The following is a 17,788-nucleotide window of genomic DNA, read 5'->3' as shown; positions in this document are numbered from 1 at the left end:
GCCCCGTCGGGCCCATGCGCCGAACCCTTCTGTCATATAATACAGTATAGTGTATATTGTGTCGCTTCGCCCTCGCACCGATGGCGCTTGCCGGACAGCCCTGTTGCGAAACCTCCCTGTCCGTTTACGATTCCCAATCCGGGGTCGACCCCATGCCCTCCTCGCCGCATTAGTCTTAAATAACGTTGCGGCATCTTTCCCCCAGAAACCCATTAGTGCTGTTACGAATTAATGCGTAAATTTCCGACGAATAGGGGTTGCGGTCATGAGTCCTGATAAAGAAACCGAAACAGAACTGCTGAAGAAAGCTAACAAGCCCGCCGAGCTCGCCATGAAGTACCACCCCTTCTACGAGGGGAAGATCGAGGTCACCGCCAAGTGCCCGGTGAGGGACTTCAACGATTTCGCCATCTGGTACACTCCCGGGGTCGCCGAGCCGTGCAAGGACATCAAGAAGAACCCCGAGAAGGTGTACGAGCACACCGCCAAGGGCAACATGATCGCCATCGTCTCCGACGGCACCAGGGTGCTGGGTTTGGGGGACATCGGCCCCGAGGCCGGTTTGCCGGTCATGGAAGGCAAGGCCCTTTTGTTCAAGTACCTGGGCGGCGTGGACGCCGTGCCCATCTGCCTCGCCACCAAGGACACCGAGGAGATCATCAAGACCGTGAAGCACCTAGCCCCCTCCTTTGGCGGCATCAACCTCGAGGACATCGAGAACCCCAAGTGCTTCGAGATCCTGGAGCGCCTGCGGAAGGAGATGGACATCCCGGTATGGCACGATGACCAGCAGGGTACCGCCACTATCGTCACCGCCGGAGCGATCAACGCCCACAAGGTGGTCGGCAAGAAGGTCTCCGAGTCCAAGGTCGCCATGGTCGGGGCCGGGGCCGCCAACATCGCCATCGCCAGGATCATGGTGACGGCGGGATTCAATGTCAAGAACATCATCATGGTCGACAGCAAGGGGACCCTCCACCCCGGCCGCGAGGACGTCAAGAAGACCCACGCCGAGAAGTGGTGGATGGCTACGCACTCCAACGCCGAGCACGTGCACGGCGGCATCAAAGAGGCCATGGAGGGCGCCGACATAGTGGTGGCGGCGTCCCGCCCCGGCCCCGGGGTCATCCAGAAGGAATGGATAAAGGGCATGGCCGACGACGCCATCGTGTTCGCCACCGCTAACCCCACGCCAGAGATCTGGCCCTGGGAGGCCAAGGAGGCCGGCGCCCGCATCGTGGCCACCGGCCGTTCCGACTTCCCCAACCAGGTCAACAACTCTCTGGGCTTCCCCGGCATCTTCCGCGGCGCTCTCGATGTACGTGCGTGGACCATCACCGACGAGATGTGCATCGCCGCGGCCGAGGCCATCGCGCAGACGGCCGAGGACCACGGGCTGTCGGAGGACTACATCGTCCCCAACATGGACCAGTGGGAAGTATTCCCCCGTGAGGCCGTGGCCGTCGGGCTGAAGGCCATGGAGACCGGCGTCGCCCGCATCAAGATCAGCAGGGACGAGCTCCAGCATCGCGCCGAATCCGCCATCAGGCGCGCTCGCGGGGAGACCAAGCTGCTCATGGACCAGGGCTACATCAGGGCCCCTCCAGAATAAGACGGTAGTAAAACTCTTCAAACCCTTTCCTCATTCTCCCTTCAGGTGTATAGATGAAGTTCTCCGAGGCCCGGCAGGGGCGCGTGTTCGTGGTCCGCCTGGAACAGGGCGAGATCGTCCACGAGGTTCTGGAAGCGTTCGCCAAGGACCATGGGATCAGGGCCGCCGGGCTGCTGATGGTCGGCGCGATCGACAAGGGCTCCCGCCTGGTGGTGGGGCCGGAGGACGGCGACGTCCCCCGAGTGGTGCCGCTGGAGCATGCTCTGTCGAAGCCGCATGAGGTCGCTGCGGTGGGCACTATTTTCCCCGATGAGGGAGGCCGCCCGACGGTGCATATGCACCTGGCGGCCGGACGGGAGGGCATGGCCGCCGCGGGCTGCATACGCCGCGGGGTGAAGGTATGGCTGATCGCCGAGGTCATCATCTACGAGATGGTCGGCACCAACGCCAAGAGGGTCGTGGACCCCGCCACCGGCTTCGAGCTCCTGACCCCCTGAGCGCGGGAGGGCAGGAATTATATCGACGTTATTGGATGCAGTCATATGGACCGTCGCGCCGCGATCATCATGGCATTGGCAGTGGCCGCCGTCGTCATCATCGCCGGCTTCGCCATCCTGTCGGCCTCGCCGTCGAAGGATAGGGAAGCGCTCTACCAGGTCTCCTCCCTGGACGCGCTGGTGGAGGGCCGCCTGGCTGGGGTGCAGCCAGTGGACGACCTCCTCCGGCACGGGGACATCGGGGTGGGGACGTTCGAAGGCCTGAACGGTGAGATGATAGTGATCGACGGCAAATGCTACCAGGCCCTTGCGGACGGGACGGTCCGGGAAGCTTCCGGCTCGGCCGCCGTCCCCTTCGCCCAGGTCACCTTCTTCGATCGGGACGGGACCACGGCCCTGAGCGGCAACATGAGCGAGGCGATAGCCACGCTCTCGGCGGCCCTGGCCTCCGACCGCGTGTTCTACGTGCTGCGCATCGACGGCACCTTCGACAGCATCACCGTGAGGAGCGTGCCGGGATGGGAGGAGCCGTACCCCACGCTGGAGGAGGCGACGGCAGAGCAAACGGTCTTCTCGTACTCGTCAATAAAGGGTACCCTGGTATGCATAGTGTCCCCCTCCTTCACCGACGGGATGAGCGCGGCCGGATATCATTTCCACTTCATCAGCGACGACCGCACCAAGGGCGGGCATGTCCTCGCCTTCGACATCTCCGGCGCGGAAGCGCAGTGGGACGAAACGCCCCGCTATGTCGCGGACCTTCCAAAGTAAAAAATGAACGGACAGGGCGCGGGGGCGCGCCAAATGAGTTTCAGACCAGGGTAATGGTCACGCTGTCCACGCCCTGCACTTCCGGTACGGCGCGGAGGGATTCCTCGAGCTTCTCGATCAGGCCCTCGGCGTCGTCCATGATCGCGGTGACCTCGATGATCTTGAGCCCGAAGGCGAACGGCTTTACCACCATGTTGCTGACCTCGACGCCCTGGGGGACACGCTTGGGGATCTCCCCCATGATCTTCTCCGTGGGCACCTCGGGGCTCTCGGGTATGACATTGTAAACGGCTGCGACTTTTCCCATGACGGCCACCTTCAAGGTCCTGCGAACCCGCACTTCTGGCAGGTGTAGGCGATGCTCTGGTCCCTGCACTGGGGGCAGCGACCGATCTCTACCTCGCCGCAGTTGGGGCACTTGAAGAACGTCATGCCGTCGTTCTTGCCCAATCTAACTCCACATGAGCTGCAGATCTTCTCGTTCTCCATGGAAACTCACCGAATTTAAGCCGCTACAGTTTTGTCCATATATATAAGACTTGTCTGGCGGTCCTTCAGAACCATCTTCGCTTCCTGAAAATGCCGATCATGGCCGCTCCGATGAAGACCATGATGGCCGTCACCAGAGCGTACCCCCAGGGATGCTCGAACCCCGGGAGGTAGCGGAAGTTCATGCCGTAGAACCCCACGATGAACGTGAGCGGCGCGAAGATGACGGAGATGATGGTCAGCACCTTCACCACCTGGTTGAGCTGGTTGCTCACATTGGTCTGGTAGATGTCGATCATCTCCGAGAGCATGTCCCGGGAGGTGTCGATGGTGTCCATCAGCTCGATGGTATGGTCGTAGACCTCCCGGAAGTAAGGATAGGCGTAGTCGCCGATGAGGTCCGACTCCCCCTTCACCATGGCGTTGACCGCCTCGCGGAACGGCCATATGGCCCGGCGAAATCTCACCAGGGAGCGGCGCAGACGCTGCACCCTCTCCAAGGCGTCCTCGGCGTTCTCGTTGATGATGCGGTCCTGTATGTCCTCCACGCGGTCCCCCAGCTCCTCGGAGACCGCGTAGTAGCCGTCGACGATGGAGTCGAGGATGCTGTACAGGAGGTAGTCCGGCCCCATCTTGCGTATCCTGGATCGGGGGTTCCGTATGTTCTCCCTGACCTCCTCGAGCGGAAGGTCCCCGGTGTTGGTGGTGATGAGGAAGTCCTTCCCCAGGATGATCTTCGACTGCCGCTCCTCAATGGAGTCGTCGGTCCCGCTGAACCTCAGCAGCTTCAGGGAGACGAAGATGACATCGTCGAAGTCCAGCATCTTGGGGCGCCCTGGGTCATGCTCTACGATCTCGTGCACGATGACCGGGTGGAGGTCGTACTTATCCGCCAGGGCCTGGGCGTCCGCCGGCGTCAGAGAGTCCTTGATCTCCACCCAGGCCACCGGGTACAGGCCGGTGCAGGCCAAGGCCCTGTCCAAGCTCCGGGGGGCGTCCTCGGCGATGGAGTCCGCGCCGTAGCATACCGTGGCGATCCTCGACCCTCCTCCCTCCGGCCCTCCGCCGGCGTCCTTGTTCATCGGGTTGATATTCGAGGGACGGGATAATCAACGATTTCGTAGGGGCGCCCTGAGGAGCACCTCCCGCTCCAGGGTGTCGGTCTTGATCTCGTGGAGGACCAGCTCGTCCCCGCCGATGTCCAGCATCCCCATGGCCGGGTGCGACCGTCCCTTGAGCCGCCTGGTGGTGGCGGTGCCGGTGGTGACGAAGTAGGTGCCGTCGAGGTTCCAGATCCAGGGAAAGTGTTTGTGCCCCGAGAGCACCAGGTCCACCGAGGCCTCCTTGCACAGCCCCAGGACGTCCCCGGCGTCCACCGGTATCTGCCTCTCCCTCCCGGTGCCGGGGATCGGTATGAGATGATGGTGCAGGGCCAGTATCCTCACCCGGTGCCCGGCGAGGTTCGCGATGATGTCGTCATAGTGCTCCCGCCCCACGTGGCCGTCGTCCACGTCCGGCTCCGTCGAGTCGAGGCCGACCACACTGACCTCCCCGCTCTTGAAGCAGGGGAACCTGTGGCCGAACATCTCCTCGAAGATGACGTACCCGAGGTTGCGGGCGTCGTGGTTCCCCGGCACGATGAGCTTGTCCCTGGCGTCAAGGCGGTCGATGAACTTCTTGGCCAGCTCGAACTCGCTGACGTAGCCGTCGGCGGTGAGGTCCCCCGTGACCACCAGCAGGTCCGGCCGCTCCTCGTTGATGATGGTCATGACGTTGTCCGCCCATTCCTTAACGAAGTGGGAGGAGGCGAAGTGCAGGTCCGAGATATGCGCGATCTTCATACTTTCCTGAACAGGAAGGGTTCGGGCGGCATATGCATCTTATGCCTCGCATACATCGTGCCGGCGAAGGGCTCATTACGCCGCCCGCCGATGGCGGCGGCATGGACGCCAGGGAGAAGGCCGAGGAGATAGGGACGAGGTTGCGGGCCATGGCAGACCCTCGGGACGCCGCGGGCATGGCCAGGTTCGGCATCAGGGCCAGCAACGTGCTGGGGGTCCCCGTCGCCAGACTGAGGCCTCTGGCCAAGGAGATCGGGAAGGATCACCGGCTCGCCCTGGCCATGTGGGAGCTGGACATCCATGAGGCCCGGATGCTCGCCGCCCTGGTGGACGATCCCAAGCAGGTGACGGAGGAGCAGATGGAAGCGTGGGTGAGGGACTTCGACACCTGGGACATCTGCGATGCCTGCTGCGGCCAGCTCTTCGACCGCACTCCCTGGGCCTTCCTTAAGGCGAGGGAATGGCCGTCCCGAGAGGAGGAGTTCGTGAGGCGGGCCGGCTTCGCCCTGATGGCCTCGCTGGCGGTCCATGACAAGAAGGCCCCGGACCGCCAGTTCCTGGAACTGCTCCCCCTCGTCGCCGCGGGCGCGTCCGATGACCGAAACTTCGTGAAAAAGGCGGTGAACTGGGCCCTGAGGCAGATAGGGAAGCGCAACGCCGAACTTAACAAGGCCGCCATCGCCTGCGCCGAGGAGATAAAAGGGCAGGGATCCAGGAGCGCCCGGTGGATCGCTGGCGACGCGCTCAGAGAGCTGCGCGGCGAGGCCGTGCAGGCCCGCCTGTCGCGGCGGTAAAGGGCTGTTAATGGACAGCTAAATTAATAATACTCGTGAACGCGTTACACCCTCCGATAAAAGGCCCGGGACGTGCGATTTTACCGGCCTTTGGGAATAGCCAGTAGGCTCAATGACAATACTTATATAGTTGGAGTCGTTACTCCCCCTTCTGCAATGCCCGTTAGCTTGCATTGGGCCCGTAGCTCAGCTAGGTAGGACCTCAGTGTCGCACACAGGGGTCCCTAGAAAGAGCATCTGGCTTTTAACCAGGTGGTCCGGGGTTCGAAAGCGCACGGCCTTCCCGTGCGTCCGAAAATCCCCGCGGGCCCGCTCGGAGCGAGGTAGAAGAACGATGGAAGGGGAAACGTTCGGTGAGCCATTGCGGCATTCTTTTATAACTCTGACTCGAAGTGAAATCGCATTTCCAGCATGTAGAATGGGCGAGGTGAACTAGTTGGCGGAATCCGATCTAAATGTCTTAGAGCACGATTTGGTACCGGAGCATCATTTGCTCTCCGCGGAAGAGGCCGAGAAGGTCTTGGCCGAGCTCAAGATCACTAAGGACCAGCTCCCCAAGATCAGAAGAGGGGACGCCTGCATCCGTTTGCTGGAGAAGATCCACGGCCCCATCAACGAGGGCAGGATCATCAAGATCGTAAGGCGCAGCGCCACGGCCGAGGCGTTCGTCGTCTACCGGCTTGTAATCAAGGAAGTTAAGGGGTGATTGAACATTGCGTGATCTGATAGAACTTTATTTCAAGGACAGGAGTATAGTCAACCATCATATATCCAGCTTCAACGACTTCCTTTCCACCCTGGACAACCCCAACAGCCGGATGCAGAAGATCGTGGACAACCTGAGGGTATCGGCGGACGACATCGACCGCGGGATCATCAGGCTGGACCCCGACCGCACCGAGGGGCGCATCGTGGAGATCCGCGTGGGACGCCGCAGGGACGAGAAGACCGGGAACGTGGACCCCCAGGCCCGCCCGACTGTCCATGTGCAGCTCCCGGTGGTCAGGGAGGCCAACGGGGCCACCCATCCCCTGACGCCCATGGAGGCGAGGCTGAGAAACCTCAACTACTTGGCGCCGATATTCTTAGATTTCACTATTATAGAGGACGGCATCGAGAAGGAGCCCGAGAGGGTTCACCTCGGCGACCTCCCGGTCATGCTGCGCTCCAAGCGCTGCAACCTGTTCAAGGAGAACATGGAAGAGGAGAGGGAGCTGACCGATGACGAGTACAGGCAGAAACTGATGGAGGCCAGCGAGGATCCCGCGGACCCCGGCGGCTACTTCATCATCGGCGGCACCGAGAGGGTGCTGATATCCCTCGAGGACCTCGCCCCCAACAGGGTCATGGTCGAGTACAACGAGCGCTACGGGACCCAGCTGGAAGTGGCCAAGGTCTTCTCCCAGAAGGAAGGGTACCGCGCCCTGACCCTGGTAGAGAAGAAGAAGGACGGCATCCTTATGGTCACCGTCCCCGCCGCCTCCGGCCAGATCCCCCTGGTCGCCCTGATGAAGGCGCTGGGCATGGAGAACGACAAGGACATCTACGAGGCCATTGTCAGCGTGCCCGAGATGGCCAACATCGTGTACGCCAACATCGAGGAGTGCCACGACAAAAAGCTCTACCCGCCCAACGGCATATTCACCACCGAGGACGCCATCACCTACCTGGAGCGCAAGTTCGCTACCGGCCAGGCCAAGGAGTACAGGGAGAAGAAGGTCGAGTCGATCATCGACCGCTCCCTGCTGCCCCACCTCGGAGATACGAAAGAAGACAGGGTCAAGAAGGCCTATTTCCTCGGCAGGATCGCCCGCTCGGTCCTGGAACTGAGCATCGGCATGAGGAAGGAGGACGACAAGGACCACTATGCCAACAAGAGGCTGAAGCTCTCCGGGGACCTGATGGAAGACCTGTTCCGGGTCGCCTTCACCAACCTGATGAAGGACCTGAAGTACCAGCTGGAGAGGAGCTTCGCTCGCAAGAAGGACCTGCGCATCGCCTCGGCCATACGGCCCGATCTGCTGACGCACCGCCTCCTGCACGCTCTGGCCACTGGCAACTGGGTCGGCGGCAGGGCCGGCGTATCGCAGCTGCTGGACCGGACGTCCAACATGAGCACCCTGTCCCACCTGAGGAGGGTGACCTCATCCCTTACTCGGTCCCAGCCTCACTTCGAGGCTCGTGACCTGCACCCCACCCAGTGGGGCCGCCTTTGCCCCAACGAAACGCCAGAAGGTCAGAACTGCGGCCTGGTGAAGAACGCCGCGCTGATCATCGACGTGTCCGAAGGGTTCCGCGAGGAGGACGTGCAGTGGCTGCTCCGCGACCGCGGGGTCGTGGAAGTGAAGGCCGGCGAGCTCCGCTCCGGGGCCAAGGTATACGTCAACGGGGACCTGGTAGGCAATGTCGATAACCCGCGGGTCCTGGTCCAGGAGGTCCGCGCCGGACGGAGGCAGGGCCTTTTGTCCAACGAGATCAACATCCGCTACGACGAGGAGATGGGTGAGGTCATCATCAACTGCGACGAGGGCCGCCTGAGAAGGCCGCTGCTGGTCGTCCAGGAAGGCAGGACCGCCCTGGTCCGCAAGCACATCGAGGACATCCGCGAGGGCCGCCTGAAGTGGGCGGACCTGCTGCGCGACGGGGTCATGGAGTGGATCGACGCCGAGGAGGAAGAGGATACCTTCATCGCCGTGGACCCTTACGATCCGCCGGAGAGGTGCATCAACTGCGGACGCGCCCTTTCGCCTACTGACGTTGACTGGATGAACCCCGGCACCGAGAGCACCGATGCCGTCCTGAAGTGCAAGCACTGCAGCGCCGACATGTCGGTGCCGCTGCTGCTCAACAAGGAGCACACCCATATGGAGGTCGACCCCATGGTCATTCTGGGAGTGGCGGCCGGCGTGGTCCCGTACCCCGAGCACGACTCCTCCCCTAGAGTTACGATGGGGTCCGGCATGGCCAAGCAGTCGCTGGGCCTCAGCTGCACCAACTACCGGAAGAGGCCCGACACCCGCGGCCACCTCCTGCACTACCCGCAGAAGCCGATGGTGCAGACAAAGCCCATGGACTTCGTGGCGTTCAACGAGAGGCCGGCCGGCCAGAACTTCGTGGTCGCGGTCATCTCCTTCCACGGGTACAACATGGAAGATGCTCTCATCCTGAACAGGGCCTCGGTGGAGAGAGGCCTCGGACGATCGACCTTCATGAGGACCTACCGCGCCGAGGAGCGCCGATACCCCGGTGGCCAGGAGGACCACTTCGAGATCCCCTCCCCCGATGTGCGCGGTGCGAGAGCGGACCTGTCCTACGCCAACCTGGGCGAGGACGGCCTCATCTCCCCGGAGACCAGGGTCTCCGGCGGCGACGTGCTGGTCGGCAAGACCTCCCCGCCGAGGTTCCTGGAGGAGGAGACGGACTTCCTCACTCCCCAGAAGAGGAGGGAGACGTCCATTACCATCAGGCCCGGCGAGAGCGGCTGGGTCGATTCGGTCATGCTGACCGAATCGGAGAACGGCTCCCGCCTGGTCAAGGTGAAAGTGCGTGACGAGAGGATCCCCGAGCTGGGCGACAAGTTCGCGTCCAGGCACGGGCAGAAGGGCGTCATCGGGCTCATCGTCCCGCAGGAGGACATGCCCTTCACCGCTGACGGCGTAACGCCAGATCTGGTCATCAACCCCCACGCCATCCCGTCCCGTATGACCGTCGCCCACGTCCTGGAGATGATCGGCGGCAAGGTCGGCGCGATGGAAGCGAGGTCCGTCGACGGCACCCCCTTCTCCGGCGAGAAGGAGGAAGCCATCAGGGAATCGCTGGTCCGCAACGGGTTCAAGCACACCGGCAAGGAGGTCATGTACGACGGCCAGACCGGCAAGCTGATCGAGGCCAACATATTCACCGGCGTGATCTACTACCAGAAGCTGCACCACATGGTGTCTGGAAAGATGCATGTCCGGTCCCGCGGGCCGGTGCAGATCCTCACCAGGCAGCCTACCGAGGGCCGTTCCAGGCAGGGCGGTCTGAGGTTCGGCGAGATGGAGAGGGACTGCCTCATCGGCCACGGCGCGGCGATGGTCATCAAGGACCGTCTGCTGGACGAGTCCGACGGCACCTTCCTATATGTGTGCGGGAACGGCAACTGCGGCCACATCGCCATGATGGACCGCAGGGGAGCGATACGCTGCCCGGTGTGCGGCAACAATACCAACGTGCATCTGGTGCAGACCAGCTATGCGTTCAAGCTCCTTCTGGACGAGCTGCTGTCACTTGGCGTTGTCATGCGCCTTCAACTGGAGGACCTAAGATGATGCGAGGCGTTTCAAAGAGGATCGGCTCTATCAAGTTCTCAACCCTTTCGCCCGATGAGATCAGGAGGATGTCCGCCACCAAGGTCATCACCGCGGACACCTACGATGACGACGGGTTCCCCATCGACATGGGCTTGATGGACCCCCACTTGGGCGTCATCGAGCCCGGCCTGAGGTGCAAGACCTGCGGCAACAAGGTGGACGAGTGCCCCGGGCACTTCGGACACATCGACCTGGCCATGCCGGTCATCCACGTCGGCCTGGTCAAGGAGATCAAGAAGCTCCTGCAGTCCACCTGCCGCTCCTGCGGCCGGCTGCTCATGACCAAGGAGGAGGCCCTGGAGAAGACCAAGGCCATGGAGGCCGTGGAGGACCTGGGCGGCGACGCCATCGACTACCGCCTCATGGCCAAGGACCTGGCCAAGGACGCTTCCAAGAACACGGTGTGCCCGCACTGCGGCCAGGTTCAGGGCAAGATCACCCTGGACAAGCCCACCACCTTCCGCGAGGACGGCCACAAGCTCACCCCCAAGGAAGTGAGGGAGCGCCTGGAGAGGATCCCTGACGACGACCTGCCCCCGCTGGGCATCGACCCCGGCTCCTGCCGCCCCGAGTGGATGGTGCTGACCGCTCTGGCAGTGCCCCCCGTTACCGTTCGTCCGTCCATCACCCTGGAGTCCGGCGACCGGTCCGAGGACGACCTCACCCACAAGATGGTGGACGTCCTGAGGATCAACCAGAGGCTCAGGGAGAACCGTGACGCCGGCGCGCCCCAGCTCATCGTGGAAGACCTGTGGGAGCTGCTGCAGTACCACGTCACTACCTACTTCGACAACCAGACCTCCGGCATCCCGCCGGCCAGGCACCGTTCCGGCCGACCCCTCAAGACCCTCGTGCAGAGGCTGAAGGGGAAGGAGGGGAGGTTCCGTTCCAACCTGTCCGGTAAGAGGGTCAATTTCTCCGCCCGTACCGTCATCTCGCCCGATCCGACGCTGTCCATCAACGAGGTCGGCGTTCCCTACGAGGCCGCCCGCGAACTCACCGTGCCGGTCCACGTGACCAACGCGAACATCGAGGCGCTGAGGGAGATGGTGAAGCGCGGCAGCACCGGGCCGATCAACGAGGAGAAGTACACCCCCGGGGTCAACTACGTCATCAGGCCCGACGGCCGCAGGATGAAAGTGACCGACAGGAACGCCGAGTCCATCGCGGAAGGCCTGGAGATAGGCTATGTGGTGGAGAGGCATCTCATGGACAAGGACGTGGTGCTGTTCAATCGGCAGCCCTCGCTGCACAGGATGTCCATGATGGCCCACACCGTTAGGGTGATGCCCTGGAAGACCTTCAGGTTCAACCTCTGCGTGTGCCCGCCCTACAACGCCGACTTCGACGGCGACGAGATGAACCTGCACGTGCTGCAGAGCGATGAGGCCAGGGCCGAGGCCATGATCCTCATGAGAGTGCAGGAGCATATTCTGTCCCCCAGGTTCGGAGGACCGGTCATCGGCGCCATCCACGACCACATCACCGGGACGTTCCTCCTGACGCACAAGGACCCCCGCTTCGACAAGCAGGAGACCCTCAACATCCTGACCAAGGTGAACCACGAAGGGCTCCCGGAGCCGGCGGTGGTGGAGGACGGAAAGGAGTACTGGACCGGCCACCAGCTGTTCTCGCTGGTGCTCCCCAAGGACTTCCGCATCACCTTCAAGGCGTCCATCTGCCGCAACTGCCCCTCCTGCAAGAAGGAGGACTGCGACCTTGACGCCTACGTCAAGATCAGGGAAGGCAAGCTGATCCAGGGGACCATCGACGAGAAGGCCATCGGATCGTTCAAGGGCAAGATCCTGGACAAGGTGACCCGCGACTACGGCGCCACCGCGGCCAAGGACTTCCTGGACAACGTGACCAAGCTGGCCATCGGAGCCATCATGGTCCGCGGCTTCACCACCGGCATCGACGACGAGGACATTCCCGCGGAAGCTACCAAGCAGATCCAGGAGACCCTGCGCGACGCCGTGGCCAGGGTCGCCGAGCTGGTCGAGGCGTACCGCGAGGGCATACTCGAGCAGCTGCCCGGGCGGTCTCTCGACGAGACCCTCGAGGTGGAGGTCATGAAGGTGCTGGGCCGGGCTCGTGACGAGGCCGGTCAGATCGCCGGCCGCCACCTGGGCATGGAGAACTCCGCCGTCATCATGGCGCGTTCCGGCGCCAGGGGCTCCATGCTTAACCTGTCCCAGATGGCCGGCTGCATCGGACAGCAGGCCGTCCGTGGCGAGAGGCTGTCCAGGGGCTACTGGAACCGGACCCTGCCGCACTTCAAGAAGGGCGACCTGGGCGCCGAGGCCAAGGGCTTCGTGCAGAACTCCTACAAGAGCGGGCTGACCCCCACCGAGTTCTTCTTCCACTCCATGGGTGGACGCGAAGGTCTCGTCGATACCGCGGTCAGGACGTCCCGTTCCGGCTACATGCAGCGCCGTCTGATCAACGCGCTGGAGGACCTCAAGCTGAAGCAGGACGGCACCGTCCGCAACACCGCGGACATGATCGTCCAGCTGAGGTACGGCGAGGACGGTGTGGACCCCACCCGATCGGTGGGCGGCGACGCCATAGACGTCGACGACATCCTCTCCGAGGTGCTGGGCGACGAGGCCGACCTCCTCGCCAAGATCGAGGAGAAGAAGCAGGCCGGGTACGCCACCATCGAGAAGGACCTCATGGAAGCGACCACTGCCGAGGAAGAAGAGCTGGAGGAGCCTGAGTACGACTCCGGCGGCGGAGGTGAGGATTAATGGCACGCAAGGACACCCAGAACGCACTGCGCAAGAGGGGCTTGGACGACAAGACCGTGGATAAGCTCCTCACTAAGTATGCCAGCCTGGGCGATGTGTCCGCGGCTTCCGTCGCGGAGCTTATGGACCTCGGCCTGAGCGAGGGAGAGGCGGCGGACGTCCATAAGAAGGTGGGCAAGAGCAAGAAGGAGCCGTCCAAGAAGGCCCCCAAGGCGGCCGAGGCCGCCCCCGAGGCCGAGAAGATAGTGTTCAAGGCCCCCGACAAGTCCCGCGCCATTACCCCGCTGGAGGAGAAGATGAACCAGCTCCTCGCGGACATGAAGATGAAGATGCCGCTGCGCGTGGTATCGGACATCGCCTCCCGCATCGAGGGCGTGGACATCCCCGACGCCAAGCTGAAGGAGATACTGAAGAAATCTTACCAGAGGTACGATGAGCACCAGATGGACGCCAACGAATCGGCTGGCATCCTGGCCGCCCAGTCCATCGGCGAGCCCGGTACCCAAATGACCATGCGTACCTTCCACTACGCCGGTGTCGCCGAGATCAACGTTACCCTCGGTCTGCCGCGTCTCATCGAGATCGTGGACGCGAGGCGCGTGCCGTCGACCCCCATGATGGAGGTGCATATACAGCCCGAGTACATGGGCGACGTTGACGTGGTCCGCAAGGTGGCGTCCAAGATCGAGAAGACCACCCTGCTGGACATCGCCGACATCGAGACCGACATCGCTAACATGAAGGTCGTCGTCCACCCCGACACGGTGAAGATGGAGCAGAAGGACATCTCCATGGAGCAGATCAAGGAGCGCCTGAACAAGGACCGGCGCCTCCGCGGCCTCGTGAACATCGAGAGCGACCACCTGGTCATCTCCTCCGATGAGCCGTCCTTCAAGAAGCTCCAGGCCATCGTGCAGGCTACCAGGGACTCTGTGATCCAGGGTCTTGAGGGCATCGAGCGGGCCATCCTGCGCAAGCAGGGGAACGAGTACGTCGTCTACACCGCCGGCTCGAACCTCCGCGACGTGCTGGCCGAGGACAAGGTGGACCGCACCAGGACGACCACCAACTCCATACAGGAGATATACGATGTCCTGGGCGTGGAAGCCGCCCGCAACTCCATCATCAACGAGGCATCAAGGACGCTGGATGAGCAAGGTCTCACCGTGGACATCCGGCACATCATGCTCGTGGCCGACCTGATGACCAACGACGGCGACGTCAAGGCCATCGGCAGGCACGGAATATCCGGTAGGAAGTCGAGCGTACTGGCCAGAGCGGCCTTCGAGATCACCGCCACCCATCTCCTGCATGCCGCTCTGACCGGAGAGACCGACTACCTGGACGGGGTGGCCGAGAACATCATTGTAGGGCAGCCGGTTACGCTGGGGACAGGTGCTGTCAACCTGGTGTACACCCCCAAGCCCAGGCCCAAGGAGGCAAGCGAATGATAGATTTGGGAAGAGCAATCAAGGCCGCTGCGACCACCGGCAAAGTGGTCTACGGCGTGCAGCAGGCAGAGAAGGCGGTTACCAGCGGCGAGGCCAAGATGATCATTGTCGCCGAGAACTGCCCGAGTGAATTCCTCAGATCTGGAAACCACAGCACAAAGGTTTACAAGTATGAGGGGAGCAACATGGAGCTAGGGGCTCTATGCGGCAAGCCGTTCTCGGTGTCCGCCCTGGCGGTCATCGACAAGGGGACCTCCAACATCCTTTCGTTGTGATATCATGCCAGCGGAAATCACTTTCACTGAGGATACCCTGAGGTACATCAACCTGTTCGAGCAGGTGACCAAGACCAGGGTGAAGGACTGCATGGAGACCGAAGAGAAGCTGGTGTTCGTGGTAGAGCCTGGCCAGGCCAACCGGGCCGTGGGCAAGGGCGGGGAGAACGTCATCCGCCTGAAGAACCAGACCGGCAAGAACATCCAGGTCATCGAGTACTCGGACGAGCCCGAAAAGTTCATCCGGAACGTGTTCTACAACTACAACGTGCAGAACGTGGTCATCGAGAACCGGGGGAACGTCGTCCATGCCACCGTAACGGTGGACCCCAAGGTCAAGGGGCGCGCCATCGGCAAGAACGGGCGCAACCTCAAGATCGCCAGGGACATCGTGAATCGGCACCACAACGTCCAGAGCATCAGCGTGGCCTGAGCGGCTCGCGCTCGACCTCGAGCCTATCGGCGGTGGGGTACTCCTCCACCAGGAAGGAGTCGTAGGGGAGGAGGGGAGCGATCTCCTCCAGGACCCACGGCGCCACCTCCACCCTTTTCTTTTCTTTATCTATTCTCATAAGTTCGTCCGGCACGTCATGCTCGCTGCGCAGCAGGGCCATGATCTCCTCCGACGGCCCCTCCACCACTCCCTTGAGCAGCGTGCCCTCGGCGGTGATGACATCGGACGGCAGCGCCACGCGCTGAGCTCGGCGCTTGATCCTCTTGCGCAGCTGCACGGCGTCCTTGAAGCTCGATGAGCAATAGTGCACCGGAATGCCATGGCTCGAAGCGACCAGGCGGAGGGCCGTCTCATCGCTCCCCCTCACCGCGCTGGAGATGTCGTCCTTGACCTCATACCCTTTCTCGCTCAGCCGGTCCCAGTTGCCTTCCGAGAACTCCAGCTCGTTGAGGTTGACGAAATCGAGGCCGGCGTCCCGGGCGTACGCGATCAGCGCCGCCAGCTCCGCTTCCTTGTCCGGGAGCGCGGGCACCTCGAACCCCACCTTCATCTTGGTCCTCTTGACGAAGGATGCGATATCGGTCCCTTCCATCCGGGTCCACATCTCCGCGGCCGGGTGGATCCTTAACTCGTCGAGGCCCGCCTCCTCCAAGGCCGTGAACGCCTTGGTGTCGAGGGACGAGGTATACAGGTGGATATGGTGCCTCTTCCCGAAGCGCTCCTTGAGCAGCCGGATATAATGGACGGTGCGGTCGAGGCACGCTGCAGGGTCCCCTCCGGTTATGCCGGTGCCCTCGGCCCCGATCATCTCCGCCTCCTTGAGCACCGCCTCATCGCCGGACGCCTTCAGCTCGTTGGCGTACAGGACGTCCTTGCCCTTCTTCTCCAGGGACAGGGGGCAGTAGAAGCAGCCGGTGGAGCACCGGCCGGACACCAGGAGCACCATTTTGGCCCCTTTCCGGCACAGCACGCACCCCCTGGGCAGGCGGCCGGTGTACGCGGAGCCCGCCTCCATATCCTCGACCCTCATCTGGCCGAAGGAGGCCGCCTCACGCTATAAACCTTCCCTTCGCTTGGGGGCCGGCATTTCTTACGACCGTTAAGAACAGGCGCGTTCGATAGGACGATTGAAAAGATTAAATACAAGCGGCTCAAATTAAATCGCGGAGGAAGTGGGAAACGTGTCGATCAGAGCGGGCGATTCGGAGACCTTCTTAGTGGAAGGTAACTCATTTTCGACGATGGACGGGGAGAGGGTGATAACCACCCCTGCCAAGCTGATGTGCATCAGGACCGAGGACATCCCCACCAGATGGGTCGAGAAGAGGGTCAGTGTGATGAACCAGCCCCGGTTCGGGCAGAGGGACTACGCGAGCGCCCGTTTCTGCATCGAGGAGGGAGGGTTGGAGAAGGCCATCGTATCCTTCGAGACCGTGGTGTACAAGGACGCCCCCACCGCCTCCGGCGTGTTCGTGGGCACCTTGAAGAGCTTGGGCTTCCTGAACCTCTCCAAACTGCAGGTGGGGGACATGGGAGCTATGGTGGAAGTGCCTGGTCAGCCGTCCCGCAGGCTCCGCGCGGTGCTCTTCGCCGAGCGGAACGTGTTCGGGCTCATACTCCTCTCCCATGCCAAGGACAGCGTCGTATCCGATTCCTGGCTGATCTCCATGGCCAGGCTCATGGTCTCCCGCATGCACTGAGCTACACTATTATATCGGAAAGGGCCATCCTCGTCCCGGTGCACTGATTTGAGGAAGAAGACCCGGATGGTCCTGGCCCTGGACGAGACGGACGAGGCCAAGGCGCTGAAAGTGGCGGAGGACGTGGGCGGACTGGTGGACGCCATCAAGATAAATTGGCCCCTGGTCCTGTCATCCTCCCCCGAGATGATCACCAAGCTTTCCCGGTACTCCGAGGTCATCTGCGACTTCAAGATCGCGGACATCCCCAACACCGCCCGCCTCATCGTGGAGCAGGCGGTCGGAAGAGGAGCTTCCGCGGTCATCGTGCATGCCTTCACTGGGACCGACTCCCTGCAGGCGGCGGTGCAGGCCGCCGGGGACCGCCAGGTGTTCGTGGTCACCGAGATGTCCCATCCGGGGGGGCAGGAGTTCACCGCCCCCCACGCCGAGCGGTTCGCCCAGATGGCCGTGGACTGCGGCGCGGCGGGGGTCATCGCCCCGGCCACCCGGCCCGAGCGGATAAGGAAGATCAGGTCCATCGTGGGCGATCTGCTCATCCTGTCCCCCGGAGTGGGGGCACAGGGCGGCAGCGCCTCGGACGCCATCGCTATGGGTGCGGACTACGTCATCGTGGGCCGTTCCATCTACGGTGACAGGGACCCCCGGGGCGCCGCGGAGCGGTTGGCCGCGGAGATCGCCCACGCCCTCTCTCCCCGAGGAGAAATCTCCCCGCCTCTTTAGTGCAAAAAGGGTCCGCCGAGGAGGTTTTTTCTGACCTCCAGCAATACCTGCCGAGAACGTCAGGCCCAGGATTTCCTAG

At 62.6% G+C, this 17,788-nt stretch carries 17 protein-coding genes and 1 tRNA gene; 13 read left to right on the top strand and 5 right to left on the bottom strand.

The features are described 5' to 3' along the window. Positions 1-265: 265 nt before the first annotated feature. The 3 genes from WYS_RS11365 to budA are packed head-to-tail and all read left to right on the top strand — an operon-like array spanning position 266 to position 2,880. Positions 266-1,612 carry an NAD(P)-dependent malic enzyme gene (locus WYS_RS11365; protein WP_019178295.1) on the top strand — a complete coding sequence of 449 codons (1,347 nt, stop codon included), beginning with the start codon at positions 266-268 and terminating at the stop codon, positions 1,610-1,612. 53 nt (positions 1,613-1,665) lie between these two features. Further along, a complete protein-coding gene (locus tag WYS_RS11360) occupies positions 1,666-2,109 on the top strand; it encodes a PPC domain-containing DNA-binding protein (RefSeq protein ID WP_019178294.1) in 444 nt (147 codons plus the stop codon). A gap of 45 nt (positions 2,110-2,154) precedes the next feature. Next, complete coding sequence (budA, locus tag WYS_RS15235) at positions 2,155-2,880, top strand: acetolactate decarboxylase (RefSeq protein ID WP_019178293.1); 726 nt, start codon at positions 2,155-2,157, stop codon at positions 2,878-2,880. Between the two features lie 40 nt (positions 2,881-2,920). Here the strand turns inward: budA and WYS_RS11350 are convergent, their stop codons facing one another. From WYS_RS11350 to WYS_RS11335, 4 genes are all read right to left on the bottom strand, one after another. Further along, entirely contained in the window at positions 2,921-3,187 is a 267-nt protein-coding gene (locus tag WYS_RS11350) for an elongation factor 1-beta (protein WP_026069054.1), read from the bottom strand. Positions 3,188-3,198: 11 nt separating this feature from the next. Further along, entirely contained in the window at positions 3,199-3,369 is a 171-nt protein-coding gene (locus WYS_RS15720; RefSeq protein WP_081579968.1) for a zinc finger domain-containing protein, read from the bottom strand. A 65-nt stretch (positions 3,370-3,434) separates the two neighbouring features. Beyond that, a complete protein-coding gene (corA, locus tag WYS_RS15230) occupies positions 3,435-4,451 on the bottom strand; it encodes a magnesium/cobalt transporter CorA (RefSeq protein ID WP_019178290.1) in 1,017 nt (338 codons plus the stop codon). Between the two features lie 27 nt (positions 4,452-4,478). Beyond that, a complete protein-coding gene (locus tag WYS_RS11335; protein ID WP_019178289.1) occupies positions 4,479-5,210 on the bottom strand; it encodes a metallophosphoesterase family protein in 732 nt (243 codons plus the stop codon). A 101-nt stretch (positions 5,211-5,311) separates the two neighbouring features. Here WYS_RS11335 and WYS_RS11330 point away from each other — a divergent pair, with 101 nt between their 5' ends. The 8 genes from WYS_RS11330 to WYS_RS11300 all read left to right on the top strand — a co-directional run bounded on the left by WYS_RS11330 (position 5,312) and on the right by WYS_RS11300 (position 15,265). Further along, a complete protein-coding gene (locus WYS_RS11330; RefSeq protein ID WP_019178288.1) occupies positions 5,312-6,004 on the top strand; it encodes a DNA alkylation repair protein in 693 nt (230 codons plus the stop codon). Positions 6,005-6,179: 175 nt separating this feature from the next. Further along, positions 6,180-6,316 (top strand) — tRNA-Lys (locus WYS_RS16130). A 124-nt stretch (positions 6,317-6,440) separates the two neighbouring features. Continuing rightward, on the top strand, positions 6,441-6,710 hold the full coding sequence (locus WYS_RS11325; protein ID WP_026069053.1) for a DNA-directed RNA polymerase subunit H: 270 nt from the start codon (positions 6,441-6,443) through the stop codon (positions 6,708-6,710). Between the two features lie 7 nt (positions 6,711-6,717). Next, a complete protein-coding gene (locus WYS_RS11320) occupies positions 6,718-10,314 on the top strand; it encodes a DNA-directed RNA polymerase subunit B (protein WP_019178286.1) in 3,597 nt (1,198 codons plus the stop codon). Further along, positions 10,314-13,106 carry a DNA-directed RNA polymerase subunit A' gene (locus WYS_RS11315; protein WP_019178285.1) on the top strand — a complete coding sequence of 931 codons (2,793 nt, stop codon included), beginning with the start codon at positions 10,314-10,316 and terminating at the stop codon, positions 13,104-13,106. The genes WYS_RS11320 and WYS_RS11315 overlap by 1 nt, the downstream gene beginning before the upstream one ends. Next, positions 13,106-14,557 carry a DNA-directed RNA polymerase subunit A'' gene (rpoA2, locus tag WYS_RS11310; protein ID WP_019178284.1) on the top strand — a complete coding sequence of 484 codons (1,452 nt, stop codon included), beginning with the start codon at positions 13,106-13,108 and terminating at the stop codon, positions 14,555-14,557. Before WYS_RS11315 ends, rpoA2 begins: the two co-directional genes overlap by 1 nt. After that, the gene (locus WYS_RS11305; RefSeq protein ID WP_049796352.1) at positions 14,554-14,832 is read left to right on the top strand and encodes a 50S ribosomal protein L30e; all 279 of its coding nucleotides are present in this window, start codon (positions 14,554-14,556) and stop codon (positions 14,830-14,832) included. Before rpoA2 ends, WYS_RS11305 begins: the two co-directional genes overlap by 4 nt. Before the next feature lie 4 nt (positions 14,833-14,836). After that, on the top strand, positions 14,837-15,265 hold the full coding sequence (locus tag WYS_RS11300) for a NusA-like transcription termination signal-binding factor (protein ID WP_019178282.1): 429 nt from the start codon (positions 14,837-14,839) through the stop codon (positions 15,263-15,265). Here WYS_RS11300 and WYS_RS11295 read toward each other — a convergent pair. Beyond that, complete coding sequence (locus tag WYS_RS11295; protein ID WP_019178281.1) at positions 15,252-16,316, bottom strand: radical SAM protein; 1,065 nt, start codon at positions 16,314-16,316, stop codon at positions 15,252-15,254. The genes WYS_RS11300 and WYS_RS11295 overlap by 14 nt on opposite strands. A gap of 151 nt (positions 16,317-16,467) precedes the next feature. Here WYS_RS11295 and WYS_RS11290 point away from each other — a divergent pair, with 151 nt between their 5' ends. Further along, positions 16,468-16,986, top strand: a complete 519-nt coding sequence (locus WYS_RS11290; protein ID WP_147654276.1) for a hypothetical protein — start codon at positions 16,468-16,470, stop codon at positions 16,984-16,986. A 48-nt stretch (positions 16,987-17,034) separates the two neighbouring features. Next, entirely contained in the window at positions 17,035-17,709 is a 675-nt protein-coding gene (gene pyrF, locus WYS_RS11285; RefSeq protein WP_019178279.1) for an orotidine-5'-phosphate decarboxylase, read from the top strand. The last annotated feature ends 79 nt before the right edge of the window (positions 17,710-17,788 follow it).

The organism is Methanomassiliicoccus luminyensis B10, from assembly GCF_000308215.1.
Classification (GTDB): domain Archaea; phylum Thermoplasmatota; class Thermoplasmata; order Methanomassiliicoccales; family Methanomassiliicoccaceae; genus Methanomassiliicoccus; species Methanomassiliicoccus luminyensis.
Note: the sequence above shows the minus strand (reverse complement) of the source record. Positions and strands in the feature narration are given on the sequence as shown.

Coding starts and splice junctions, on each gene's coding strand:
- WYS_RS11365 (WP_019178295.1), top strand. CDS start 266: ATGAGTCCTGATAAAGAAACCGAAACAGAACTGCTGAAGAAAGCTAAC.
- WYS_RS11360 (WP_019178294.1), top strand. CDS start 1,666: ATGAAGTTCTCCGAGGCCCGGCAGGGGCGCGTGTTCGTGGTCCGCCTG.
- budA (WP_019178293.1), top strand. CDS start 2,155: ATGGACCGTCGCGCCGCGATCATCATGGCATTGGCAGTGGCCGCCGTC.
- WYS_RS11350 (WP_026069054.1), bottom strand. CDS start 3,187: ATGGGAAAAGTCGCAGCCGTTTACAATGTCATACCCGAGAGCCCCGAG.
- WYS_RS15720 (WP_081579968.1), bottom strand. CDS start 3,369: ATGGAGAACGAGAAGATCTGCAGCTCATGTGGAGTTAGATTGGGCAAG.
- corA (WP_019178290.1), bottom strand. CDS start 4,451: ATGAACAAGGACGCCGGCGGAGGGCCGGAGGGAGGAGGGTCGAGGATC.
- WYS_RS11335 (WP_019178289.1), bottom strand. CDS start 5,210: ATGAAGATCGCGCATATCTCGGACCTGCACTTCGCCTCCTCCCACTTC.
- WYS_RS11330 (WP_019178288.1), top strand. CDS start 5,312: ATGGACGCCAGGGAGAAGGCCGAGGAGATAGGGACGAGGTTGCGGGCC.
- WYS_RS11315 (WP_019178285.1), top strand. CDS start 10,314: ATGCGAGGCGTTTCAAAGAGGATCGGCTCTATCAAGTTCTCAACCCTT.
- rpoA2 (WP_019178284.1), top strand. CDS start 13,106: ATGGCACGCAAGGACACCCAGAACGCACTGCGCAAGAGGGGCTTGGAC.
- WYS_RS11305 (WP_049796352.1), top strand. CDS start 14,554: ATGATAGATTTGGGAAGAGCAATCAAGGCCGCTGCGACCACCGGCAAA.
- WYS_RS11300 (WP_019178282.1), top strand. CDS start 14,837: ATGCCAGCGGAAATCACTTTCACTGAGGATACCCTGAGGTACATCAAC.
- WYS_RS11295 (WP_019178281.1), bottom strand. CDS start 16,316: ATGAGGGTCGAGGATATGGAGGCGGGCTCCGCGTACACCGGCCGCCTG.